The 22,319-nt window shown below is 58.5% G+C and carries 22 protein-coding genes and 4 tRNA genes; 12 read left to right on the top strand and 14 right to left on the bottom strand.

All coding sequences use genetic code 11. The features are described 5' to 3' along the window. The first annotated feature begins 193 nt into the window (after nt 1-193). Together cra and FEZ21_RS07160 are read left to right on the top strand one after the other, a co-directional pair. Nucleotides 194-1,189, top strand: a complete 996-nt coding sequence (gene cra / locus FEZ21_RS07165; protein WP_010655559.1) for a catabolite repressor/activator — start codon at nt 194-196, stop codon at nt 1,187-1,189. Nucleotides 1,190-1,191: 2 nt separating this feature from the next. Next, on the top strand, nt 1,192-1,980 hold the full coding sequence (locus FEZ21_RS07160) for a TatD family hydrolase (RefSeq protein ID WP_160626749.1): 789 nt from the start codon (nt 1,192-1,194) through the stop codon (nt 1,978-1,980). 34 nt (nt 1,981-2,014) lie between these two features. Here FEZ21_RS07160 and ampE read toward each other — a convergent pair whose 3' ends face one another. The 3 genes from ampE to FEZ21_RS07145 form a co-directional block, all read right to left on the bottom strand. Then, a complete protein-coding gene (gene ampE, locus FEZ21_RS07155) occupies nt 2,015-2,851 on the bottom strand; it encodes a regulatory signaling modulator protein AmpE (RefSeq protein WP_003443823.1) in 837 nt (278 codons plus the stop codon). Beyond that, nucleotides 2,848-3,411, bottom strand: coding sequence for a 1,6-anhydro-N-acetylmuramyl-L-alanine amidase AmpD (gene ampD / locus FEZ21_RS07150; RefSeq protein ID WP_160626747.1), 564 nt, complete (start codon nt 3,409-3,411; stop codon nt 2,848-2,850). Before ampD ends, ampE begins: the two co-directional genes overlap by 4 nt. Nucleotides 3,412-3,494: 83 nt before the next feature. After that, nucleotides 3,495-4,997, bottom strand: coding sequence for a DUF1631 family protein (locus FEZ21_RS07145; RefSeq protein ID WP_160626745.1), 1,503 nt, complete (start codon nt 4,995-4,997; stop codon nt 3,495-3,497). Nucleotides 4,998-5,231: 234 nt separating this feature from the next. Here FEZ21_RS07145 and nadC point away from each other — a divergent pair, with 234 nt between their 5' ends. Next, nucleotides 5,232-6,080, top strand: coding sequence for a carboxylating nicotinate-nucleotide diphosphorylase (gene nadC, locus FEZ21_RS07140; protein ID WP_160626743.1), 849 nt, complete (start codon nt 5,232-5,234; stop codon nt 6,078-6,080). A gap of 108 nt (nt 6,081-6,188) precedes the next feature. Here nadC and FEZ21_RS07135 read toward each other — a convergent pair whose 3' ends face one another. The 3 genes from FEZ21_RS07135 to FEZ21_RS07125 form a co-directional block, all read right to left on the bottom strand. After that, the gene (locus tag FEZ21_RS07135; protein ID WP_160626741.1) at nt 6,189-6,686 is read right to left on the bottom strand and encodes a methylated-DNA--[protein]-cysteine S-methyltransferase; all 498 of its coding nucleotides are present in this window, start codon (nt 6,684-6,686) and stop codon (nt 6,189-6,191) included. Further along, nucleotides 6,683-8,179, bottom strand: a complete 1,497-nt coding sequence (locus tag FEZ21_RS07130; protein WP_160626739.1) for a DNA-3-methyladenine glycosylase 2 — start codon at nt 8,177-8,179, stop codon at nt 6,683-6,685. The genes FEZ21_RS07135 and FEZ21_RS07130 overlap by 4 nt, the downstream gene beginning before the upstream one ends. A 242-nt stretch (nt 8,180-8,421) precedes the next feature. Further along, nucleotides 8,422-8,823: a prepilin-type N-terminal cleavage/methylation domain-containing protein gene (locus tag FEZ21_RS07125; protein ID WP_010655555.1), complete on the bottom strand. Its 402-nt coding sequence runs from the start codon at nt 8,821-8,823 to the stop codon at nt 8,422-8,424. A gap of 221 nt (nt 8,824-9,044) precedes the next feature. Here FEZ21_RS07125 and FEZ21_RS07120 point away from each other — a divergent pair, with 221 nt between their 5' ends. From FEZ21_RS07120 to yacG, 4 genes are read left to right on the top strand one after another with little or no spacing between them, the layout of a single operon-like run. Further along, complete coding sequence (locus tag FEZ21_RS07120; RefSeq protein ID WP_160626737.1) at nt 9,045-10,262, top strand: type II secretion system F family protein; 1,218 nt, start codon at nt 9,045-9,047, stop codon at nt 10,260-10,262. Nucleotides 10,263-10,264: 2 nt separating this feature from the next. Next, nucleotides 10,265-11,113 carry an A24 family peptidase gene (locus tag FEZ21_RS07115; RefSeq protein ID WP_003443838.1) on the top strand — a complete coding sequence of 283 codons (849 nt, stop codon included), beginning with the start codon at nt 10,265-10,267 and terminating at the stop codon, nt 11,111-11,113. A gap of 13 nt (nt 11,114-11,126) precedes the next feature. Beyond that, the gene (gene coaE / locus FEZ21_RS07110) at nt 11,127-11,750 is read left to right on the top strand and encodes a dephospho-CoA kinase (protein WP_003443839.1); all 624 of its coding nucleotides are present in this window, start codon (nt 11,127-11,129) and stop codon (nt 11,748-11,750) included. Further along, entirely contained in the window at nt 11,747-11,950 is a 204-nt protein-coding gene (yacG, locus tag FEZ21_RS07105) for a DNA gyrase inhibitor YacG (RefSeq protein ID WP_003443840.1), read from the top strand. The genes coaE and yacG overlap by 4 nt, the downstream gene beginning before the upstream one ends. Nucleotides 11,951-12,024: 74 nt before the next feature. Here yacG and FEZ21_RS07100 read toward each other — a convergent pair whose 3' ends face one another. Then, entirely contained in the window at nt 12,025-12,711 is a 687-nt protein-coding gene (locus FEZ21_RS07100) for an energy-coupling factor ABC transporter permease (protein WP_003443841.1), read from the bottom strand. A gap of 125 nt (nt 12,712-12,836) precedes the next feature. Here FEZ21_RS07100 and FEZ21_RS07095 point away from each other — a divergent pair, with 125 nt between their 5' ends. From FEZ21_RS07095 to FEZ21_RS07080, 4 genes are all read left to right on the top strand, one after another. Further along, a complete protein-coding gene (locus tag FEZ21_RS07095; RefSeq protein WP_127196777.1) occupies nt 12,837-13,466 on the top strand; it encodes a DUF1780 domain-containing protein in 630 nt (209 codons plus the stop codon). Then, a complete protein-coding gene (locus tag FEZ21_RS07090) occupies nt 13,463-13,990 on the top strand; it encodes an MOSC domain-containing protein (RefSeq protein WP_003443848.1) in 528 nt (175 codons plus the stop codon). Before FEZ21_RS07095 ends, FEZ21_RS07090 begins: the two co-directional genes overlap by 4 nt. A 55-nt stretch (nt 13,991-14,045) precedes the next feature. Further along, the gene (locus FEZ21_RS07085) at nt 14,046-14,219 is read left to right on the top strand and encodes a DUF3094 family protein (RefSeq protein ID WP_003443851.1); all 174 of its coding nucleotides are present in this window, start codon (nt 14,046-14,048) and stop codon (nt 14,217-14,219) included. A 63-nt stretch (nt 14,220-14,282) separates the two neighbouring features. Beyond that, a complete protein-coding gene (locus tag FEZ21_RS07080; RefSeq protein WP_003443854.1) occupies nt 14,283-15,584 on the top strand; it encodes an NAD(P)/FAD-dependent oxidoreductase in 1,302 nt (433 codons plus the stop codon). Nucleotides 15,585-16,020: 436 nt separating this feature from the next. Here the strand turns inward: FEZ21_RS07080 and FEZ21_RS07075 are convergent. The 7 genes from FEZ21_RS07075 to rluD all read right to left on the bottom strand — a co-directional run bounded on the left by FEZ21_RS07075 (nt 16,021) and on the right by rluD (nt 21,119). Further along, a tRNA-Pro gene (locus FEZ21_RS07075) sits at nt 16,021-16,097 on the bottom strand. Nucleotides 16,098-16,192: 95 nt separating this feature from the next. Further along, nucleotides 16,193-16,268, bottom strand: a tRNA-Lys gene (locus tag FEZ21_RS07070). A gap of 5 nt (nt 16,269-16,273) precedes the next feature. Beyond that, a tRNA-Pro gene (locus FEZ21_RS07065) sits at nt 16,274-16,350 on the bottom strand. A 9-nt stretch (nt 16,351-16,359) separates the two neighbouring features. Beyond that, nucleotides 16,360-16,435, bottom strand: a tRNA-Asn gene (locus tag FEZ21_RS07060). Between the two features lie 301 nt (nt 16,436-16,736). Then, nucleotides 16,737-19,304 (bottom strand): ATP-dependent chaperone ClpB, encoded by a 2,568-nt coding sequence (gene clpB, locus FEZ21_RS07055; RefSeq protein WP_003443858.1) that lies wholly within the window; start codon nt 19,302-19,304, stop codon nt 16,737-16,739. Between the two features lie 124 nt (nt 19,305-19,428). Beyond that, nucleotides 19,429-20,160, bottom strand: coding sequence for a peptidoglycan editing factor PgeF (pgeF, locus tag FEZ21_RS07050; protein ID WP_127196776.1), 732 nt, complete (start codon nt 20,158-20,160; stop codon nt 19,429-19,431). Then, nucleotides 20,157-21,119, bottom strand: coding sequence for a 23S rRNA pseudouridine(1911/1915/1917) synthase RluD (rluD, locus tag FEZ21_RS07045; RefSeq protein ID WP_003443864.1), 963 nt, complete (start codon nt 21,117-21,119; stop codon nt 20,157-20,159). Before rluD ends, pgeF begins: the two co-directional genes overlap by 4 nt. A 148-nt stretch (nt 21,120-21,267) precedes the next feature. Here rluD and FEZ21_RS07040 point away from each other — a divergent pair, with 148 nt between their 5' ends. Beyond that, complete coding sequence (locus FEZ21_RS07040) at nt 21,268-22,281, top strand: outer membrane protein assembly factor BamD (RefSeq protein WP_003443867.1); 1,014 nt, start codon at nt 21,268-21,270, stop codon at nt 22,279-22,281. Nucleotides 22,282-22,319 lie beyond the last annotated feature (38 nt).

The following is a 22,319-nucleotide window of genomic DNA, read 5'->3' as shown; positions in this document are numbered from 1 at the left end:
TAACCAAGAATGTCCGGCACGTTACTGCATAATTGCCCGCGCTTGAAGCCCAACTTGTCGTATTGATCAATGCAAAACGGCCGGGCTTGCAAAAAAACCAGATGCCGACAAGGCAGACGAAGATCGACTGCCTTTATCGGTTAGGATTGGCCAAAATGTCGACATGTACTACAAAAAATAAGGAATTTCCGGCGTGAAGCTCAGTGATATCGCTCAACTGGCAGGTGTTTCCGTGACCACCGCCAGCTACGTCATCAATGGCAAGGCCGAACAGCAGCGCATTAGCAGCAGCACAGTCGAGCGTGTCCGCGCGGTGGTCGAAGAGCATGGTTTTACCCCCAACCCACAAGCCGCAGGGCTGCGCAGCCGGCACACGCGCACCCTGGGCTTTATCCTCCCGGACCTCGAAAACCCGAGCTATGCGCGCCTGGCCAAGCAACTGGAACAAGGGGCCCGGGCCCGCGGCTATCAATTGCTTATCGCCAGCTCGGACGATGCGCCGGACAGTGAGCGCCAGTTGCTCAAACTGTTTCGCGCCCGCCGCTGTGACGCCCTGTTCGTCGCCAGTTGCTTGCCTGCGGACGATGACAGCTACCGTCAACTGCAAGACCTGGGCATGCCGATCATTGCGATTGACCGGACCCTGGAGCCTTCGCGCTTTTGCTCGGTCATCAGCGATGACTGCGAAGCCAGTCTGCAATTGACCCGCAGTTTGCTACAACCGATGCCACGGCAAATTGCATTGATCGGCGCGCGCCCCGAGCTGAGTATCAGCCAGGCCCGGGCGGCGGGGTTCAAGCAAGCCCTGGAAAATTTCGACGGCGAAATCCTGATCGAGCATGGTGCTGCCTTCAGCCGCGAATGCGGACGCCGGATCATCGATGATCTGCTGGCTCGCCAGGGGCACTTCCCCGAGGCGCTGATCACGACCTCATACGTTCTGCTGCAAGGGATGTTTGATGCACTGCTGGAGCACCCGAGCCAGCGTCCGCCGTTGCGTCTTGCCACCTTTGGCGATACTCAACTGCTGGACTTCCTGCCATTGCCGGTCAATGCCATGGGCCAGCAACACAGGCTGATTGCCGAAAAAGCCCTGAGCCTGGCCTTGTCGGCGATTGAAGAGCAGCACTATGAGCCCGGCATTCATGCCATTGCCCGAGTGTTCAAACAGCGCATCCATCAGGCCTGAGCATGCAACTGATCGACAGCCACACCCATCTCGATTTCCCGGACTTTGACGCCGACCGCCTGCCGTTGCTGGCACGCAGCAGAGCACTGGGGGTTGAGCAGATGGTGGTGCTGGGGGTTGAGCAGAATACCTGGCAGCGGTTGTGGGATCTGGTGCAAACAGACAGTCAGCTATATGCCGCCTTGGGTTTGCACCCGGTGTACCTCGACCGGCATCGACCTGAGCATGTGACTGAACTGGGTCAATGGCTGAACCGTCTTGCCGGGCATCCGCAGCTATGCGCCGTAGGCGAAATCGGCCTCGACTTCTTCCTTCCCGAACTTGACCGCGACGCTCAACAACAGCTGTTTGAAGCGCAGCTGAAGCTGGCGTCGGACTTCCAGCTCCCGGCCCTGCTCCACGTTCGCCGCAGCCATGCGCAAGTGATCGCCACGCTCAAGCGTTTCCGGCTCCAGCGCGGCGGGATCATTCATGCGTTTGCGGGTAGCCGGGAAGAGGCGCGTGAATACCTGAAGCTGGGGTTCAAGCTGGGCCTAGGCGGTGCGGCGACCTGGCCACAGGCATTGCGCCTGCGCAAAGTGCTTGCCGACCTGGCACCGGACACAATAGTGCTGGAAACCGACTCCCCCGACATGGCCCCGGCCATGTACCCCAACCAGCGCAATAGCCCCGAACATTTGCCGGATATTTGCCGGGCACTGGCCGAAGTGATGGGCTTGCACCCGGAGCAACTGGCCAATGCTTCAACAGCCAATGCCTGTGAAGTGTTTGGCTGGACGCTGCCGGTGTAGGAGCGAGCCTGCTCGCAAGGGTTTTAAATGGCCATCAGAGCAACAATGTCCATACCGCAAAACCTGCATACCACAGCACGGCAGCCCGCAGCAGCAGCGCCCACAGGGTATCAAGGCTGGCGACGCCTTCAGGGCCGGCCTGGGGGGCGGGGATTTCAGCGGCGGCACAGCCAGCCTTGTTGATCAACTGTTCGGCGCTGATGTCCCAGCTCAGCAGTTCATGCAACATCACCCGGCTGACGGCCGCGAAGTTGCCCACCAGCGCAAAACTTGCTCCCAGCAACCGAACCGGCAACCAGTCAAAAGCGTGACGCAGCTGCTGTGCACGCTCGACCAGCTCCGGATTGTTGCCATGCTCGGCAGCCAGCGCCAGCAGGCGATAGCTCAAGGCGGCAACCGGCCCCAGCAGGAAGTACCAGAAAATCACGGCGAAGAAACTTTGATACGCCTGCCATAACAAATGGCTCTGCACCCTTTCCAGCAATTGCTCGCCACTGTCGGCGGTTTCGCCCAGATCGCGCTCGGCAACATGGGCGCAGGCCTGCAAGTCACCACGGCGCCAGGCATCCCGGAACGGTCCGAGCCCGGCCAGCAAGTCGCCTCGCCCCAAGCTGTAAATCACCACCAGCAAATGCACCGGCAGCACCAGCAAGCCATAGGCCACAGGTTCCAGCACCCATAGCAGCAGCCCCAATACAGCCACCGGGAACAGAATCAGGATAGCCAGTACCCACCATGGCCTGCGCCCGAGCCCGGGGCTGGACTCCAGCTTGTGCAGCTCGCGCAGCCAGCCGCCATCGCACTGAAGACGCTGACGCAAACCCGAGAGTTTCTCGATCAGTATCGCCAGCAGTAACACCACAAAACTCATTGCATCTCTCCTGTGTGCTGCAACGCGCCGCGAAAGCGCGTCCAGTCAAAAGCCGGGCCAGGGTCAGTCTTGCGCCCGGGGGCCACGTCACTGTGGCCACATATCCGGTGCAGGGTAATGGCGGGAAAAGCCGCTTGCAATTGCCGGGTCAACCCGATCAGCGCCTGATACTGCGCATCGCTGAACGGCAGGTCGTCGGTGCCTTCAAGCTCGATCCCCAGCGAAAAGTCATTGCACGCCTCACGCCCCTCGAAGCTCGAGACACCTGCATGCCAGGCACGATCCAGACAAGACACAAACTGAGTGATTTTGCCGTCACGTTCAATCAGAAAGTGCGCGCTGACCCGTAACTCACTGATGCCTTCAAAGTAGGGATGTTCTGTGACATCCAGGCGATTCTGGAAAAATTCCTGAACCTTGCCGGTAGCGAATTGCCCCGGTGGCAGGCTGATGTTGTGGATAACCAGCAAGGAGACTTCGCCGTTCGGGCGCGCATTGAAGTTGGGTGACGGACAATGGCATACGCCTTGGCACCAACCGCTCGCGGGGTCCAGCTGCATACAGGCTCCTTCAACGGGAAAAACGAAAGACCCAGTATGCCGCGATGCGCAGGCCGATGGGGAGCAATCTGTAACGCCGCGTATTACTGCGCGGCGGATTGGCCCAGGCTCTCAATCACCGAGGCCAGTGCCCGGTCGAACAGCAGGCTGTCGTCGAGCAGCAATATCGTGCCGCAACGCAGTTGGCGAATTAATTCGGAACGGTTTTTTTCCAGGGTTTTGATGCCACTGCGATTAACAAAAACATACCTGCCCTCGGGTTCGACTATCGCGATCAGCTTGCAGCGCAGGTGGGAACCCTGATCGTCCTGCTGGTCGATCCAGGTACCGATTCGCAACTGGCTGACCAGCAGCAGCCCTAAATGGTCCTGTTCGTCGAGGACGGGCAGAGGCAATGACGACACCAGCCACGGCCTGATTGCCTGCAGCTGGCGATGTGTCGCCAGTTCGTTGTCGCGGATATGTTGTTCAAGCAATTCAACACGGTCATGTTCGGTCTGGGTAAGCATCAAAAAGTCGTGCAACCAGGACTCGAGCAGACCGGGATCGTGACCCGAGTAACTCGCCAGTTGCTGAACCACGTGACTGATTTGCCGGTGCAACGGATCGCTACGGCAATCGACACTGGAGTCCCAACCGATGGCAGCACTGGCGATTGCATTGAGCAAACGGCGCGCCGGGTGGCTATCACAGCTGAAAAAGTTCTGATCCATCTGCGCAATTCTGAACATCGGCGCCTGTAACTGGCCGACGATGTTTTGCAACGGCGCCGACAGGTTGCGATCGCCGCGGATGTAATCGAATAACAACTCCACCAGGTTGCCCGCATATTCACCCGTTTCAGGGGATTGCTGCGGGTGCCCGGCCGGTTGTGCGGAGCAGCAGGACGTTGCGGACACCAGGTCGGGCAGCGCGCCAGTGGCGATCAGCAACTGGTTGGCATCGGCATACAATTGCCCGGTATGGCTGAGCAGATACTTTTCAAACAGTTGCAGCATGATCAACTTGACCTTGATCTCGATGCCCTGATCACGCTCGGCCTGCAAGAAGTATTCGCACAGCATGGCCGGCCCCAGCGGGTTGTTCTGCTCATTGAGCACGACCCGGCTCAACGTATTGAGGCGAGTGCTCAAGTGGCACAGGGCAGACTGATCGCGTACCAGCACCTTCGCCACCATGGCATTGATGACCTGGGCGCGTTCAAGGTCGTTGCCCAACAGCGAAAACACGCCCTGTGCGGGGGTTGCCATCAACAGCGTGGAGTCACTGACAGCGGGTTGGGTCAACTTGATAAACGCGTAGAGCAACCGCTCGAGAAAACTGCGCTCGATGTTTTTGCGCTTGAGCCGTACATCGCGCATGGCTTCAAAAAACAGGCTCTGTTCTGCGTCGCTGCGGGCCTTGTCGGCCATTTCGAACAGGGTTGCATCGGCGTTATCGAACAGTACTTGCAAGTGGGACTTGAGCTGCTGTGCGGCCTTGTCATGGACCTGCAACAGGATCACAGGCAGGCGGGCGAGAGGCGAGTGAATCGCCAGCTCGATTGAGGACCTGTTGTCAGCCCCCGCTTTCCCGTCAATGTGCATCCCGGCCTCCAGCGCTGGACGTCAAACTCATGACGCCAAATAGAAGGCGGATTATCTTGTAAAAGCTGTCGCTTGTGCCAGCAGACTCTGCATTTCAGTCTGTGCGCCGGCAAATTAATCCCGAAAGTGCCAAAAGCCGCACAGTTGCAGAGAACCGGCAGTTACCCCGCACGCTCCTTGGGTTCACCGCCAGCATGGCCCTATAATCGGCGCACTTTGTTTGTGGAGCCCGTTATGCCGAATTTATGCCTGGCCGACCTCACCGCCGAAATCGAAGCCAACGTACGCCGTGCGTTAGCCGAGGACATTGGCAGTGGCGACATCACTGCACGGCTGATCCCGGCCGAACGTCTGGCCACTGCCTCAATCATTACCCGCGAAGCCGCTGTCATCAGTGGTACGGCCTGGGTCGACTGTGTATTTCGCCAGCTTGATCCACGCGTTGCAGTGCACTGGCAAGTGGTCGACGGCGAGCGCGTGAGCCCCAATCAAGTGCTGTTTCACCTCGAAGGGCCGGCCCGCTCACTGCTCAGTGGTGAACGTAGCGCGCTGAATTTTCTGCAACTGTTATCGGGGGTAACCACCCACGCCCAGTCATTGGCCGATCAAGTGGCGGATACCGGGGTCAAGTTGCTGGACACACGCAAAACCCTGCCGGGCCTGCGCATGGCGCAAAAATACGCGGTGACCTGCGGTGGTTGCCACAACCACCGCATAGGCCTGTACGACGCATTCCTGATCAAGGAAAACCACATTGCGGCCTGCGGCGGCATTGCCCAGGCGATCAGTGCCGCGCACAAGATCGCTCCGGGAAAACCGGTGGAAATCGAAGTCGAGAGCCTGTCCGAACTCAAGGAAGCGCTGGCAGCCGGGGCCGATATCATCATGCTCGACGAACTGAGCATGGACGACATGCGTGAAGCGGTGCGCCTGAATGCAGGCAAAGCCAAGCTGGAAGCCAGTGGCGGCATCAACCATGCCACCTTGCGCCCGATCGCCGAAACCGGCGTTGACTACATCTCGATCGGCGCCATGACCAAGGATGTCAAAGCGGTGGATCTGTCGATGCGGTTGAGCCTGTAAAAAACCCGCACCTGCAGGAGCGAGCTTGCTCGCGACGGCATCAGCGCAGTCTGCCCGGAACTGCACGTTGCCTGAATCGCGAGCAAGCTCGCTCCCTCAGGGTTGCAGTCAGGACAATACAAAGCCCTGACACTTCACCTCATGTTCCAGTAACCATTGCTTGGCCACCAGGCCGCCGCCAAAGCCGGTCAGCGTGCCATTGCTGCCAATCACGCGATGACACGGAATGATGATCGGGATCGGGTTACGCCCGTTCGCCGCCCCCACCGCCCGCGATGCCTTGGGCCGAAGAATTTGTTGCGAGATCTGCCCGTAGCTGGTGGTGGCCGCGTAGGGAATGGTGGTCAGTGCCCCCCAAACCGACTGTTGAAACGCCGTGCCCACAGGCTTGAGCGACAGATCGAAAGCCAGCCGTGTACCCGAAAAATACTCCTCGAGCTGACGCCGCGCTTCAGCCAGTTTTGGCGCTGAATGCACCCAGCCCGCCAGTGGCGTATGGGGCCGACGATCCAGTTCAAAACGCACTTCGCGCAACCCTTCGTCATCGGCCACCAGAAACAGCGGGCCAATGGGTGACGGCATTTGATCGTAGTAAATCCGGGTCATGTTGACTCCTTGCGGGCGGCGGCCGAGTCAGTGGCCGCACGCCATAAATACATTACTGAATAGGCCCGCCACGGACGCCAGCTTTCGGCCAGGGTTTGCAGGGCCCGGGTACTCAACGGCGTGTCGTGGGGATTGGCTTCGCGGCGCAGTATCAGGTCCGCCGCCGGGAATGCATCGGGGTGTTTGAGCACCCGCATGGCGATGTAATGTGCGGTCCACTCGCCGATTCCCGGCAGCTGTACCCAGCGCTGGATAAAGCTGTGCAACGGTTGCTCGACGGCAAAATCCACCCGGCCTTCGATCAGGGCGCGGGCGATACCCTTGATTGTGTCTATCCGCGCCTGGGTAATGCCCATCTGCCCCAGATCAGCCTCTGCCAGTTGCTCGGGCCCCGGGAATAGACGATCAAGCCCTGCCCCTAGCGGGCTCTCAATCGCAATGCCGTAGCGGTGCACTATGCGGCTGGCCAGGGTCCGTGCAGCTGCCACGCTGACCTGCTGGCCCAGTACTGCCCGCACCGCCACTTCAAATCCATCCCAGCCACCGGGCAACCGCAGGCCCGGATAGCGTTCGACAAGCGGCGCCAGCAGCGCACTGCTACTCAAGGTCTGAGCTATTGCCAGAGGATCGGCATCCAGATCAAACATCCGCCGGATCCGGGTGACCACACCAAGCATCTGGCTCGGCGGCACATTCAACAGTTCAAATTGCAGCGCATGCTGCTCACCCGGCCAGGCACTGACCCGCAACCAGCCGGGGGCATCGCCGGCACCAAATACCCGCTGATAACTGTGGGCGTCCACCTGTTCGATGCCTGGCAGGGCCCGAGTCTGCAGAAAGCCCAGTAACGCGCTGAAATCGTAAGGCGGGCGATAGCCCAGACGCAGCACCAATGCCTTGTCGGCCCGGGCTTTCGGGCTGCGCCTGAAGTCTCTGGGCTGCGCATGATTGGCCTCGGCAAACGCGGCATTGAAGCGCCGCAAGCTGCCAAAGCCGGAGGCCATGGCTACTTCGGTGATCGACAGGTGTGTTTCGCTCAGGAGCTGCTTGGCAAACAGCAAACGCTGAGTCGCGTGTACCGCTATCGGTGGGGCTCCCAGGTGCTTGACGAACAGGCGCCGCAATTGCCGGGCACCGATATCCAGACGATCGGCCAGCATCTCCAGCGAGTGATCGGCCAGGAAACCTTCATTGATCAACTTCAAACCACGGGACACCAGATGCTCGCCATGCAGCCACAGCAGATTGCCCGGCGCCAGTTCTGGCCGACAGCGCAAACAGGGTCTGAAACCCTGGGCCTGAGCAGCCGCCGCGCTGGGGTAATACACCACGTTTTCGGGCTTTGGCGGGCGCGCCGGGCATACCGGCCGGCAGTAGATCCGGGTGCTGAGCACCGCCGTAAAAAACACCCCGTCAAAACGCGCATCACGGCTTAACCGGGCGATTTCGCAGGCGGCGGTGCTGGGCGCAAGAAGGCTGTTGTGTGTGTTCATGGAGCGCACAATAGCACTGGGTCATGGCTGATTCTCGCCATTTTCGGACCTCAATGTCGGCCGTCGATCAGCGGGTTCTGGAGAGGGGTTGCACACCCCAATGCCCGCACCGTCGCCCTGGCCGTACTGCATGAGCGGCAATCATCTGCGCCCGGCAGAGGGTTTGATCAGATTGCCCCTGGCTGGCATTTTTTCCGGCATCTCACATTGCAGGAGCCGGCCTGGCTCCTGCAGAACCCTGACTATTTACAGGCACCGCTTTGCAGACAGGTGCCGGTTTGGGTCCACACCAGTGTGCTGCCGCTCAAGGCAGGCGTCATCACGCTGGTCCAGCCACCGGCTGCCTGGGTGCCGGTCATGCTGATCACGCCATCTACCACTGTCATGCCCGCTGCCAGGTTGTCAGTGGCTGCGGCCGGACCTGGAATGCCGTGGCTGCCCGCATCGCAGACAGTCAAATCATTACTCTCGCTGTAACACAGGGCGACGGCAGTCTTGTAGCTGTTGCTGATTGAGTTCACCTCGGCAAAACGGGCCTTCATGGTGTGTTCGTTGTAAGCCGGCAATGCAAAAGAGGCGATCAGGCCAATGATCGCAACCACAATCATCAACTCGATCAGGGTGAAGCCTTTTTGTTGTTTCACATGAAATCTCCAAAAGTGGGACGCGGCCCTGTGGCCAAACGCCAAAGCAGTACTGAGCCGCCCAAAAAGTGCGCACAGGCTATCAAGGTTAGCGGGCGGTTGCTCCACAACTACATGGCTGACATCTGTGGAAACGCTCCAATGGCCGTCCCGACTTTGGGCCATCTAGCCTTTGAGGCCAGGAGCACAACAAAGCAATCAACTATTCAGGGATGGAAAAAATGCCAGCACAGGCAGATAAAACCAGTGTTTATCGGTGGCAAGGCACTGATCGCCAAGGCGCTCCGGCCAGTGGTGAAAGCACTGGCCACAGCCAGGCAATGATCCGGGCCCGGTTACGCCGACAAGGTATTACCGTTAGTAAAATTCGCCGGCATACAGACCGCGACACCCCCGCAGGCAAACCCGTCAAAGCCGTACAGATCACACTTTTCACTCGCCAGTTGGCCACGCTGATCAGAGCCGGCATCCCGCTGCTGCAAGCACTGGAGGTAATTGCCAACGGCCTGGAACATCAGGCCATGGGCGAGCTGGTGAATGATCTGCAGCAGGACATCAATGCAGGTATCAGCCTGGCAAGTGCGTTGCGAAAAAGGCCGGCACAGTTCGATACATTGTTCTGCAATCTGATTGAGGCTGGCGAGCAGGCCGGGGCACTGGATGTGTTGCTGGAGCGGATCGCGACGTACAAGGAAAAAACCGAAACTCTGAAAAACAAAATCAAAAAGGCCATGACCTACCCCATAGCCGTGCTGGTGGTGGCATCAGGGGTCTGCGCAATTTTATTGATTGAAGTGGTGCCGCAGTTCCAGCGCGTGTTCGACTCTTTTGACGCCCAACTGCCACTCTTCACGCTCTGGGTAATCGCTGTCTCCCAGGCGCTGCAACAGTTCGGCCTGTGGCTGCTCGCCGGGGCCGGCCTGGGGTGTGCGGCTCTGGGCTATCGCTACAAACACTGCGCGGCGTTGCGTCAGCGCCTTGATCGCTGGCTGTTGAAACTCCCGGTGCTGGGCAACCTGCTGCATTTTTCGGCCATCGCCCGTTTTGCCCGCACGCTGTCCACCACCGTTGCCGCCGGAGTTCCATTGCTTGAAGCGCTGCACGCAGTCGCCGGAGCCACGGGCAACAGCCTGTTCAAAGACGCGGTACTGCAACTCAGGCAGCGGGTGGCAACAGGCAGTCAGATCCATGTTGCCATGGGCGATGTCAGAGTATTCCCGGGCATGGTGATCCAGATGACAGAAATTGGCGAAGAGTCCGGCACACTGGACGAGATGCTCAACCACGTAGCCACCTATTATGAGAGCCAGGTCGACACTCTGGTCGATAACCTGACAGCATTGATGGAGCCGGCAATCATGGTGGTACTCGGCGTCATGGTTGGCGGACTGGTGATCGCCATGTATTTACCGATTTTCAAATTGGGCCAAGTGATTTGAGCATGATTGAATTTTTCACCCGCCACCCCGACGCTTTTATCGTCTGCGCCCTGATCCTCGGCTTGTTGGTGGGCAGCTTTATCAATGTCCTGGCCTGGCGCTTGCCCAGGATGCTCGAGCAGGACTGGCGAGCACAGGCCAGGGAATTGCTGGAGTTGCCCGCAGCCGAAAAAGTGCCTGTGTATAACTTGATGCTGCCCCGCTCCCACTGCCCGCAATGCCAGCACCCGTTGCGCCTGTGGGAAAAGATTCCGCTGCTCAGCTACCTGCTACTGGGTGGCAAGTGCTCCCGGTGCAGGACCGTTATCAGCCCGCGCTACCCCCTGACCGAACTGGCTTGCGGATTATTGTCGGCGTTTATAGCCTGGCATTTCGGCCTGAGCCTGCAGGCGGGCTGGATGCTGGTGCTGACCTGGGGGCTGCTGGCTATTTGCCTGATCGATGCCGAGCACCAGATCGTGCCCGATGTTCTGGTGCTGCCCCTGCTCTGGATGGGCTTGCTGCTCAACAGCTTCGATACTTTTACCAGCCTGTCACAAGCGGTATGGGGCGCAGCGCTGGGCTATGCAAGCCTGTGGTCGATCTTCTGGATCTTCAAGCTGGCCACCGGCAAGGACGGCATGGGCTATGGTGATTTCAAGCTGCTGGCGATGCTCGGAGCCTGGGGCGGCATTGCAGTATTACCCTTGACCATTGTGCTCTCGTCACTGATGGGTGCGATCGCAGGCCTGAGCCTGCTGGCATTACGCCGGGCCAAAACCTCCACCCCGATTCCCTTTGCACCCTATCTGGCAATTGCCGGCTGGATTGGATTGCTCTGGGGTGGTCAAATAACCGCCTTCTATTGGTAGCTTTCGGTTTGAAATGAATACCTCATCTTCCAGACCCTGGATCCTCGGCCTGACCGGCGGCATTGGCAGTGGTAAAAGCGCCGCTGCCGAGCACTTCGCCGCCCTGGGTGTTCATGTGGTGGACGCCGACCATGCGGCACGCTGGGTGGTAGAGCCCGGGCGCCCGGCGCTGGCGAAAATCGCCGAACACTTTGGCGATGCCGTGCTGCAGGCCGATGGACAGCTCGATCGCAGCGCCTTGCGCAGCCTGATCTTTAGCGACCCTGAACTTCGGCGCTGGCTCGAAGCCCTGCTGCACCCATTGATTCGGGAAGAAATCGCGCTCAACCTGGCCCAGGCAAAATCGCCCTACGCCATTCTGGTTTCGCCACTGCTGATAGAGTCCGGGCAGTACGCAACCACCCAGCGCGTACTGGTGATCGACGCCCCGCAAGCCTTGCAGATTGAGCGCACGTTATTGCGCGACAACACCAGCGAACAGCAAGTACAGGCCATTCTGAAGGCTCAAGCCAGCCGCGAAGAACGCCTGAGTCACGCTGATGACATCCTGGTCAACGATAGCGACCTGAAGACGCTCCAGACTGAAGTCGAGCGCCTGCATCACTTTTACTTAACTTTGCGTGGAGGCCAACCATGACCAAACCTATGACCGTAGACTGCCCGACTTGCGGCACCGCCGTGGAATGGAAAACCACCAACGCGTTCCGGCCATTCTGCTCGGACCGCTGCAAACTGATCGATTTGGGCGCCTGGGCCAGCGAAGAACACAAAATCCCGGTAAGCCCGGATGCAGAGGACGACCTGTTTTCCGAGGACTTGCCAGACCGCCTGCATTAAAATCCCCCCTGCGCCAGCCGGCTCGTCAGCGATTACAGCGCCCTTTGTATCGCTGGCAGGCCAGCGCCTGACCGTCACCTGGGGTCTTCATCCTTCCAGGGGGCGGCCAGGTAACGGGTACGGTTGAAGGTCTCGAGCCATTCAGGACAAAACACTACCAGTGCAGTGACCAGCATCCCGTTGATGAACGCTTCCGGAAAGATGATCAGCCACAGATAGCCAATAAAGTCTTCCAGCCACTGCGCCATGACGAAGATCCCGTCCAGCCACAACACGCCAAGCACTGCCAGCAAACACAACAACGCCGCCAGCGCCGCCGCAAAGAAGCCTGAGCAAAAGATATATACGAAGGGATTACGCGGTTGCGCACGCTCAACCAGTCGCGCGCAACATTCCGTCACTGCAATGGGCAACACAATCAGCAGCATGCCATTGACGCCCATCGCGGCCAGGTCCTGTCGCCCCAGCAGCACCAGCCCTCCTTGCGCCATAAGCGCACCGATAACGGCCAGCGGCCAGTCGAGCAGTAACGTGACCACTGTCAGGCCAATAAAGTGATACGACACACCCGTATCGAAATCACGTCGCACCAGCCACAGCAAGAACAGTCCGAATACAGTCCCGAACAGCAAGTGCTGGCGGCGCGGGTCGGCAAACAGCTCAACCCACGGCGCTCGCCAGATCGCCCAGACCACCACGGGCACATAGAGCATCCAGCCGGTCAACATCGTTTCAGTGGACAACACTGCGGCACTGATCATGTTCGCGTCCTCATCCTGTTAAAGCACACCGCTCAACCCTCCGTGCTTGATGCCCCTGTTGGTGATGCACACGAGTCTACACCGCAGACTTTCAGGAACACCTGTTTCAAGGCTAAGCTGCGTCCATGGACGACTCTGATTATCTGCGCCTGCTCACCATTCAGGCCGAACAGGCCAATGCCTTTTTATCCAATGCCCGCAAGTGGGAGCGTGAGCGTTGGGTCTGCCAGCGCCTGCTCCAGGGCCTGAATATTCCGTATCACTCCGAAGACTTCACCCAGCCCAGCCAGGAACCTCCGGATGTATTGTTTGGCGAGGCCCGCTTTGAAGTGTTTTTTGTACTTGATGAAGGCCGACGCTTGAATGATGAATGGCGTGAAGAGCTCCAGCGCCGCCGCAGCGCCTATTCCCTGAGCCAGCTGGTACGTCGCGAGGCACGACCCAAACGAATTCCGGCGAGCAAGCTACTGCAACGACTGGGCCCTACCCTGCACAAAAAAGCCACCAACTACCGCGAACGCGATATCGATTTAAGTCAATTGGACATCATTGCCTTCTCCAGCCTCAAGCGCGAAGTTCTGGACCTTAACAGCCACTTCCCGCCCCCTACCGAATACTTGCGCATGGGTTGGCGCTCGCTGTCACTGGTGGGCCCTACCTTTGCCCGGGTGTTGTTCGCGCAACCGGATGCGCCGGACTTTTTACGCAATAACCTGGGGCGCAGCATTATTTTCGATGTCGGGATCAGCCTGTGAGCCCGCTGCAGGAACTGCTTGCCGAGGTACCGCAAACCGGCCGCGTGCGCTGGATCGGCGTACGCCCCGAGTCCCGTGCAGACATGCTGGAACTCGACGCCGTGGAAGCCCGCCGCGAAGCCGGGCTGACTGGCGATCATGCGCGCCCGGGGCCCCGCAATGCCCGGCAAGTGACGTTGATTCAATGGGAGCATCTGGCCGTCATCAACTCGCTGATGGGGCGCCCGCAAGATCAGCCGCTGCTGGCCCCGGATTTGCGACGCAATCTGGTGATCAGCGGGATCAATCTGTTCAGCCTTAAAGGCAGGCGCTTCAGGATTGGCCAGGCCATTTTTGAGACCACCGGCTGGTGCCAGCCCTGTGCCCGACTGGAGCAGCGGCTGGGCCCAGGCACTTTCCAGGCAGTGCGTGGCCATGGCGGAATCACGGCCCGGGTAATCGAAAGCGGGATCATTCGTCTAGACGACGAACTGCGGGTCGAGCCATTGCAGCCCAGCGGCTATGCTCCTTTTAATCCCGGTTGAATCACCGCTGTAGCTTTTACACCTCCCGCAACGTCTATCTGACGAGGCCACAATTATGTCCAGCCGCCTGAACCCAGATGATCAAAAGCATGTCGAAGAGTACCTGCAACTGCCACAAAACCAGGTTGAGCGCCGGCCTTTCAGGCCCTTGCTGCTCCTTGGTGTGGTGGTGATCGTGGTCATTGGCATGGGCTTTTTGAGCCGCCTCCTGAGTTATCTGGCGCTATGAGCTGCATTGCGCTCGCCCGGATCGTTGCAACACAGAATTTTTCAAGCCTTGTGAGTGATACCTATGAACCATCGTATTGTTATCGTCGGCGGCGGTGCCGGCGGTCTGGAGCTGGCTACCCGCCTGGGCAAGACCCTGGGCAAACGCGGCAAAGCCAGCGTGATGCTGGTCGATGCCAACCTGACCCACATCTGGAAACCGCTGCTGCATGAAGTTGCGGCAGGGTCGCTGAACTCCTCCGAAGACGAGCTCAACTACGTCGCCCAGGCCAAATGGAACCATTTCGAATTTCAGCTGGGCCGTATGAGCGGGCTGGATCGTGAGCAGAAAAAGATCTCATTGTCGGCAACTCTCGACGAAAATGGTCAGGAACTGGTGCCCGCCCGCGAGCTGGGCTACGACACGCTGGTGATTGCGGTGGGCAGCACCACCAACGACTTCGGGACCAAGGGCGCGGCTGAGCATTGCCTGTTTCTGGATACCCGCAAGCAAGCCGAGCGTTTTCATCAGCAATTGCTTAACCATTATCTGCGCGCCCATGCCGGGCAAACCGATGTGGTCGAGCAGATCAGTGTGGCCATCGTCGGCGCCGGCGCGACCGGTGTCGAGCTGGCCGCCGAACTGCATAACGCGGCACATGAACTGGCCGCATATGGCCTGGACCGCATCAAGCCGGAAAACATGCACATCACCCTGATTGAAGCCGGGCCACGGGTTTTGCCCGCGCTGCCGGAACGCATTGGCGGCCCTGTGCATAAAACCCTGGAGAAGCTCGGGGTCACCGTTCTGACCAACTCAGCGGTGAGCGAAGTGACTGCTGACAGCTTGATCACCAAGGACGGTCAGGTCATTCCTGCGAGCCTGAAGGTTTGGGCGGCAGGGATCCGCGCACCGGGGTTTCTTCAAGAAATTGCAGGGCTGGAAACCAATCGCATCAACCAGCTGGTGGTTCGCCCTACGCTGCAAACCACCCGCGACGACAACATTTTTGCCTTTGGCGATTGTGCTGCCTGCCCGCAGCCGGGTACCGACAAGATGGTCCCACCTCGCGCCCAGGCTGCCCACCAGCAAGCCTCGCTGCTGGCCAAGTCGCTGAAACTGCGGATTGAAGGCAAGTCGCAACTGCCTGATTACCACTACCGTGATTACGGCTCGCTCATTTCACTGTCGAGCTTCTCGGCTGTGGGCAACTTGATGGGTAGCCTGATGGGAAGCGTCATGCTGGAAGGCTGGCTGGCCCGGATGTTTTACATCTCGCTGTACCGCATGCACCAAATGGCGCTGTACGGAACGTTCCGTACCTTGATGCTGATGCTCGGCAGCAGGATCGGACGCGGTACCGAGCCACGACTGAAACTGCACTGATCACCACTAAACCTGCAGGCGCTTGCTCGGGGCATTTTCGAACAGCTCGCGAGCAAGCTCGCTCCTACAGAGCAGGATCGGACGCGGTACCGAGCCACGACTGAAACTGCACTGATTACCACTAAACCTGCAGGCGCTTGCTCGGGGCATTTTCGAACAGCTCGCGAGCAAGCTCGCTCCTACAGGGGCGGCTGATGCTCAGAGAGCATAATTACGCACCACAGACTGCGCCGGCTTGTAGCACGCCGAATATGTGGGAGCCGGCCTGACCAGGTGTCTTCATTGCTGGCAAGTCAGCTCCCACAAAGCCCCATGCCAACCCGTCCAGTTTTTCGCAGGCATAAAAAAAGCGACCCGAAGGTCGCTTTTTTTATTGGCCGCTGATGAGAATGTCATCAGTGCCTTATTTTCGCACCCGCTACTGCTGGGCTGAAAATGGTCGGGGTAAGGGGATTCGAACTCCTGACATCCTGCTCCCAAAGCAGGCGCGCTACCGGACTGCGCTATACCCCGGTAAAAAAAAGGCACCTTCTAGAGGCGCCTTCTGCGATCAGTGCTTTTGGCCTCTGATCTTAAGATCTAGCTCCAGAACTAACTGAAGCCAAAAATGGTGGGTCGTGTGGGATTCGAACCTACGACCAATTGGTTAAAAGCCAACTGCTCTACCAACTGAGCTAACGACCCAAAAATGGTCGGGGTAAGGGGATTCGAACTCCTGACATCCTGCTCCCAAAGCAGGCGCGCTACCGGACTGCGCTATACCCCGGCTTGAAAATGGCTCCACGACCTGGACTCGAACCAGGGACCCAATGATTAACAGTCATTTGCTCTACCAACTGAGCTATCGCGGAACTACATATTTCAATCTACAACATTGTGACTCTTTGCAGCTCTCGTTGACTTCAGCGTATCTCTACGTTGGCGTCTCTGAGGCGGGCCATTCTACAACCTTTCAAACCCTTGTCAACCCTTATTTTTCGTTAGAAGACAATGATTTAGCTCTTCTAGCGGGCTTCTTGGTTTGGGCCAAGTTGCCGTTGCGGGTGACTTACTGCGGGGCGCATCTTACAAGCGTTTTCCTTACAGATCAACACCCTAAGTAAAAAAAGGCCTCGCAATGCGAGGCCTTCCTTAAAACACTGGCGCCGGAGCTTACGCGAAGACGATTTCGTCGTCTTTTACGCTCGCTGTCACAGTGGTGCCAGGCATGAACTGACCCGAAAGAATCAGTTGTGCCAGCGGGTTTTCGATCCAGCGCTGGATCGCACGTTTCAGTGGCCGTGCGCCATATACCGGGTCGTAACCTACTGCGATCAGTTTTTCCAGAGCATCCTTGTCCAGCTCCAGACTCAGATCGCGTTCTGCCAGACGACTGCGCAGACGGCTCAACTGGATCTCGGCAATGCCGGCGATCTGATCACGGGCCAGAGGCTCGAAGATCACCACTTCGTCGATCCGGTTCACAAACTCCGGACGGAAGTGGGTACTCACCGCATCCATTACCGCAGCCCGTTGTGCTTCGCGATCACCCACCAGCTCCTGGATCTGTGCAGAGCCCAGGTTGGAGGTCATCACGATCACCGTGTTGCGGAAGTCCACTGTACGACCGTGGCTGTCAGTCAGGCGACCGTCTTCAAGCACTTGCAACAGCACGTTGAACACATCCGGGTGGGCCTTCTCGACTTCATCCAGCAGGATTACCGAGTAAGGCTTGCGCCGTACAGCTTCGGTCAAGTATCCGCCTTCTTCGTAGCCCACATAGCCTGGTGGCGCACCAATCAGTCGAGCCACGGAATGTTTCTCCATGAACTCGGACATGTCGATCCGCACCATCGCCTCTTCAGTATCAAAGAGGAACTCTGCCAGCGCCTTGCACAACTCGGTTTTACCCACACCGGTCGGGCCCAGGAACATGAACGAGCCGCTTGGACGGTTCGGGTCGCTCAAGCCTGCACGGGAACGGCGAACCGCGTTGGACACGGCCACAACAGCCTCGTCCTGGCCAATTACACGCTCATGCAGCAAGCTTTCCATCTTCATCAGCTTGTCGCGCTCACCTTCGAGCATCTTGGATACCGGAATACCGGTCCACTTCGACACGACCTCGGCGATCTCCTCTTCGGTCACTTTGCTGCGCAACAACTGATTCTCAGTTTTGCTGCTGTGCTCGTCGACCATCTGCAGGCTGCGCTCCAGATCGGGAATAACCCCGTACTGCAACTCGGCCATGCGGTTGAGGTTGCCGCTGCGACGCGCCACTTCGAGTTCCTGACGCGCTTGCTCGATCTTTTGCTGGATCTGGGCAGAACCCTGCACTTCGGCTTTTTCCGAGGTCCAGATTTCTTCCAGGTCGGAATACTCGCGCTCAAGGCGCTCGATTTCTTCCTGCAATTTCTCGAGACGTTTTTTCGCCGCCTCATCCTCTTCTTTCTTCAGCGCCTGAGCTTCAACTTTCAGTTGAATCAAGCGACGCTCCAGACGGTCCAGCACTTCCGGCTTGGAGTCGATCTCCATGCGGATACGGCTGGCAGCCTCGTCGATCAGGTCAATCGCCTTGTCCGGCAATTGGCGATCAGTGATATAGCGATGGCTGAGTTTGGCCGCGGCAATGATTGCACCGTCGGTGATAGCCACCTTGTGGTGAACTTCATAGCGCTCTTTCAGCCCCCGCAAAATTGCGATGGTGTCTTCTTCACTCGGCTCTTCAACCAGCACTTTCTGGAAGCGGCGCTCAAGAGCTGCGTCCTTCTCGATATATTGGCGGTATTCGTTGAGCGTGGTCGCACCCACGCAATGCAACTCGCCCCGGGCCAGCGCAGGCTTGAGCATGTTGCCCGCATCCATTGCGCCTTCGCCCTTACCGGCACCGACCATCACGTGCAGCTCGTCGATAAACAGGATGATCTGCCCTTCCTGCTTCGACAGTTCGTTAAGCAGCGCTTTCAGACGCTCTTCAAACTCACCGCGAAACTTGGCACCGGCAATCAATGCACCGATGTCCAGCGACAGCAGGCGCTTGCCCTTGAGACCATCAGGCACTTCGCCATTGATGATCCGCTGCGCCAAGCCTTCGGCAATGGCAGTTTTACCCACGCCAGGCTCACCGATCAGGACCGGATTGTTTTTAGTCCGGCGCTGCAACACCTGAATGGTACGGCGAATTTCATCGTCACGACCGATCACCGGATCGAGCTTGCCTTCTTCGGCACGCTTGGTCAGGTCGATGGTGTATTTATCCAGCGCCTGACGCGACTCTTCGACGTTCGGGTCGTTGACCGCTTCACCGCCGCGCAAGTTGTTGATGGCGTTTTCCAGGGCTTTCTTGCTCACGCCCTGCCCCAGCAACAACTTGCTCAGTTTGCTGTTGTCGTCCATGGCCGCCAGCAACACCATTTCACTGGTGATGAACTGGTCGCCTTTTTGCTGAGCCAGACGGTCTGCCTGATTCAGCAGGCGAGCCAGATCCTGCGACATATTCACGTCGCCAGTAGGATTCTGGATTTTTGGCAACTGATCGAGCTCTTTGGTCAGCTCTTTACGCAGGCTGTTTACATCAAAACCGACTTGCATCAGCAGCGGCTTGATCGAACCGCCCTGCTGATCCAGCAATGCCTGCATCAAGTGCGCCGGCTCAATGGCCGGATGGTCAAGGCCTACAGCCAACGACTGAGCATCGGACAAGGCCAATTGCAACTTGCTGGTTAATCTATCTATACGCATTCGTCACCTTCCTTATGAGCAGGCCGGAGGGATGGAAACTCCTGAATGAAGAAACCTGCCAGATACCATAGTAGATGCGGGCAATTCCGGGAGTTTCAAGCCTGAAGGAAGTGACGTAGATCAGCTAGGCGGTCTTTTCGATCCAGACCAGAGACGCGAAACGGCCAGTACGAGGACTGCGCCGGTAGGAATAAAAACGCGGGTCGCTCACGGTGCAAAAACCACCGCCGTAGACCGCGCCAATCCCCATGCGAGCCAGACGCAGGCGCGCCAGCTCATAGATATCGGCCATAAAACGACCTTGATTGATGCTGGGCACAAAAGCGGCATCAGCATCGGGCAGGTCATTTATAAAGACTTCCCGCACCTCGGCACCGACTTCAAATGCCTTGGGGCCAATCGCCGGGCCCAGCCATACCAGAATCTCCCGGGGCTCAACATTGAGACTCATGGCTGCTGCTTCAAGTACGCCTGCTGCCAGCCCGCGCCAACCGGCGTGGGCGGCAGCAACCCGGGTTCCGGCGCGATCGCAGAACAGCACGGGCAAGCAATCTGCCGTCATCGCCGTACAGGCAATACCGGGCGTGGCTGTCCAGCTGCCGTCCGCTTCGACGATACGTTCAGGATTGGCAGGCACGACCACAACCCCGTGAACCTGGCTGAGCCAAGCGGGCTGTACGTCGAAAACATGGGTCAGGCGCTGGCGGTTATGTGCAACGGCTACGGGATCGTCGTCGACATGGTCGCCCAGGTTGAAGCTGTCGAACGGCGCCAGACTGACGCCGCCCGCACGGGTGGTCACACAGGCCCTGATGCCTGCCGGCGCTGGCCAGTCAGGAATCAGGAAGGTATTCACCCGACAAATGCCTCTCGGTCTTGCTTGAGCAACGTCAACAGCCAGACAAAATCGTCCGGAAGCGGCGATTCCCAGCTCATGCGCTTACCGGTCGTCGGATGATCCAACTCAAGGAAGCGCGCGTGCAGAGCCTGACGCGGGAAGTTTTTCAGGGATTCGACCATCGTCACACTGGCTGCCGGCGGGATACGGAAGCGACCGCCATAGGCAGGGTCTCCGACCAACGGGAAGTTGATGTGGGACATATGCACACGAATCTGGTGCGTACGACCGGTTTCCAGCTTGACCCGCACATGGGTGTGGGAACGGAAACGCTCAAGCACACGGTAATGACTCACCGCCTGCTTGCCGCCTTCCATTACCGCCATACGCTGGCGTTGCTGGCCGTGACGGCCGATGGGCGCATCGATCTTGCCCCCGGCAGTAACGACACCAATGACAATGCACTCATAGATTCGGCTGACACTGCGGCTCTGCAACTGTGTAACCAGTTGCGTCTGCGCCTGGATGGTCTTGGCGACCACCATCAGACCGGTGGTGTCTTTGTCCAGACGGTGCACGATCCCCGCACGCGGCACATTAATAATGTCCGGTACGTGATGCAGCAACGCATTGAGCAAAGTACCGTCGGCATGCCCGGCAGCCGGGTGTACCACCAAGCCGGCAGGCTTGTTGATAACCAGGATGTCATCGTCTTCGTAAACGATATCCAGAGGAATGTCTTGGGCGACCCACTCACCCTGGGCTTCCTGCTCGGCAGTCAACTCCAGGATGGCGCCACCATGCACGATGTCACGGGGGCGGATGACCGCTCCGTCCACAGTGAGGCGGCCGTCTTTGATCCAGGCGGAAAGGCGCGAGCGCGAGTGCTCAGCGAATAATTGTGCGGCGACTTGATCGAGGCGTTGGCCACCCAGTTCGGACGGCACCTCTTCGCGAAGTTGAATTTTCTCGGACATGCTCATCAGGACCGCGCCAAGCCTTTGGTTTCGGCTGCGCGCTTGTGGTTAAATACGGCGTCTTTTGCCCCGAGGCTTTTCACGGGGCGCTCATCATAACAGGACGGACCCGCCCAAGACAGCGGCCGTCATAGGGACGCAAGCCGCCATGCAAGTGAGACACCTGCTGCTGATCGCCATCCTCGCACTGACCGCCGCCTGCTCGTCGACAAAAGAAGTCGTGGACGACAACCTGAGCGAAGTCGAGCTGTACCAGCAGGCGCAGGCCGACCTGGATAACCACAGCTATACCAGTGCTACCGCCAAGCTGAAGGCTTTAGAGTCGCGCTATCCGTTCGGACGCTATGCCGATCAGGCCCAGCTCGAACTGATCTACGCCTACTACAAGAACTCCGAACCGGAAGCTGCCAAGTCCGCTGCCGAGCGATTCATTCGCCTGCACCCACAGCATCCAAACGTTGATTACGCCTATTACCTCAAAGGTTTGACTTCGTTTGACCAGGACGTAGGCCTGCTGGCCCGCTTTCTGCCGCTGGACATGACCAAGCGCGACCCTGGAGCTGCACGCGACTCCTACAACGAGTTTGCCCAGCTCACCAGCCGCTTCCCGAATAGCCGCTACGCTCCCGACGCCAAGCAACGCATGATCTATCTGCGTAACTTGCTGGCTGCGTATGAAATCCACGTAGCCGACTACTACCTGACCCGCCAGGCCTATGTAGCTGCTGCCAACCGTGGTCGCTATGTGGTCGAAAACTTCCAGGAAACCCCTGCAGTCGGCGACGGGCTTGCGGTGATGGTTGAGTCCTATCAGCGCATGCACCTCGATCAACTGGCCAACACCAGCCTCGAAGTACTGAAAGACAACTACCCGAACCACCCAAGCCTGGTTGACGGTCAGTTTGTGCCACAGGTTTCCGACTCGGATAACCGCTCCTGGTTGAGCAAGGCCACACTGGGCCTGATCGAATCCAGCACACCGCTGCCACCGGGTGAAACCCGTGCCAACCTGGACATCAAGAAGCAGTATCAGGATGCCAAAGACGCGATCCCGTCTGATCTGAAGCCTAAAGATGCTGACGGCAATGTCATTCCGGAGCCTGAGCCGGAAGGTCCAAGCCGCTCCTGGTTCAGCTACATGACCCTGGGTCTGTTCGACTAATCGTCCAGCCCATGTAAAAAGAGCCCTGCGGGGCTCTT

This window comes from Pseudomonas sp. 9.1(2019) (assembly GCF_009910445.1).
Lineage (GTDB): Bacteria > Pseudomonadota > Gammaproteobacteria > Pseudomonadales > Pseudomonadaceae > Aquipseudomonas > Aquipseudomonas paraversuta.
This window is presented reverse-complemented; position numbering and strand designations above follow the sequence as displayed.

Excerpts from the sequence above, each read along its gene's own strand:
- FEZ21_RS07160 (WP_160626749.1), top strand. The coding sequence starts at position 1,192 with ATGCAACTGATCGACAGCCACACCCATCTCGATTTCCCGGACTTTGAC.
- ampE (WP_003443823.1), bottom strand. The coding sequence starts at position 2,851 with ATGAGTTTTGTGGTGTTACTGCTGGCGATACTGATCGAGAAACTCTCG.
- ampD (WP_160626747.1), bottom strand. The coding sequence starts at position 3,411 with ATGCAGCTGGACCCCGCGAGCGGTTGGTGCCAAGGCGTATGCCATTGT.
- FEZ21_RS07145 (WP_160626745.1), bottom strand. The coding sequence starts at position 4,997 with ATGCACATTGACGGGAAAGCGGGGGCTGACAACAGGTCCTCAATCGAG.
- nadC (WP_160626743.1), top strand. The coding sequence starts at position 5,232 with ATGCCGAATTTATGCCTGGCCGACCTCACCGCCGAAATCGAAGCCAAC.
- FEZ21_RS07135 (WP_160626741.1), bottom strand. The coding sequence starts at position 6,686 with ATGACCCGGATTTACTACGATCAAATGCCGTCACCCATTGGCCCGCTG.
- FEZ21_RS07130 (WP_160626739.1), bottom strand. The coding sequence starts at position 8,179 with ATGAACACACACAACAGCCTTCTTGCGCCCAGCACCGCCGCCTGCGAA.
- FEZ21_RS07120 (WP_160626737.1), top strand. The coding sequence starts at position 9,045 with ATGCCAGCACAGGCAGATAAAACCAGTGTTTATCGGTGGCAAGGCACT.
- FEZ21_RS07115 (WP_003443838.1), top strand. The coding sequence starts at position 10,265 with ATGATTGAATTTTTCACCCGCCACCCCGACGCTTTTATCGTCTGCGCC.
- coaE (WP_003443839.1), top strand. The coding sequence starts at position 11,127 with ATGAATACCTCATCTTCCAGACCCTGGATCCTCGGCCTGACCGGCGGC.
- yacG (WP_003443840.1), top strand. The coding sequence starts at position 11,747 with ATGACCAAACCTATGACCGTAGACTGCCCGACTTGCGGCACCGCCGTG.
- FEZ21_RS07100 (WP_003443841.1), bottom strand. The coding sequence starts at position 12,711 with ATGATCAGTGCCGCAGTGTTGTCCACTGAAACGATGTTGACCGGCTGG.
- FEZ21_RS07095 (WP_127196777.1), top strand. The coding sequence starts at position 12,837 with ATGGACGACTCTGATTATCTGCGCCTGCTCACCATTCAGGCCGAACAG.
- FEZ21_RS07085 (WP_003443851.1), top strand. The coding sequence starts at position 14,046 with ATGTCCAGCCGCCTGAACCCAGATGATCAAAAGCATGTCGAAGAGTAC.
- FEZ21_RS07080 (WP_003443854.1), top strand. The coding sequence starts at position 14,283 with ATGAACCATCGTATTGTTATCGTCGGCGGCGGTGCCGGCGGTCTGGAG.
- clpB (WP_003443858.1), bottom strand. The coding sequence starts at position 19,304 with ATGCGTATAGATAGATTAACCAGCAAGTTGCAATTGGCCTTGTCCGAT.
- rluD (WP_003443864.1), bottom strand. The coding sequence starts at position 21,119 with ATGTCCGAGAAAATTCAACTTCGCGAAGAGGTGCCGTCCGAACTGGGT.
- FEZ21_RS07040 (WP_003443867.1), top strand. The coding sequence starts at position 21,268 with ATGCAAGTGAGACACCTGCTGCTGATCGCCATCCTCGCACTGACCGCC.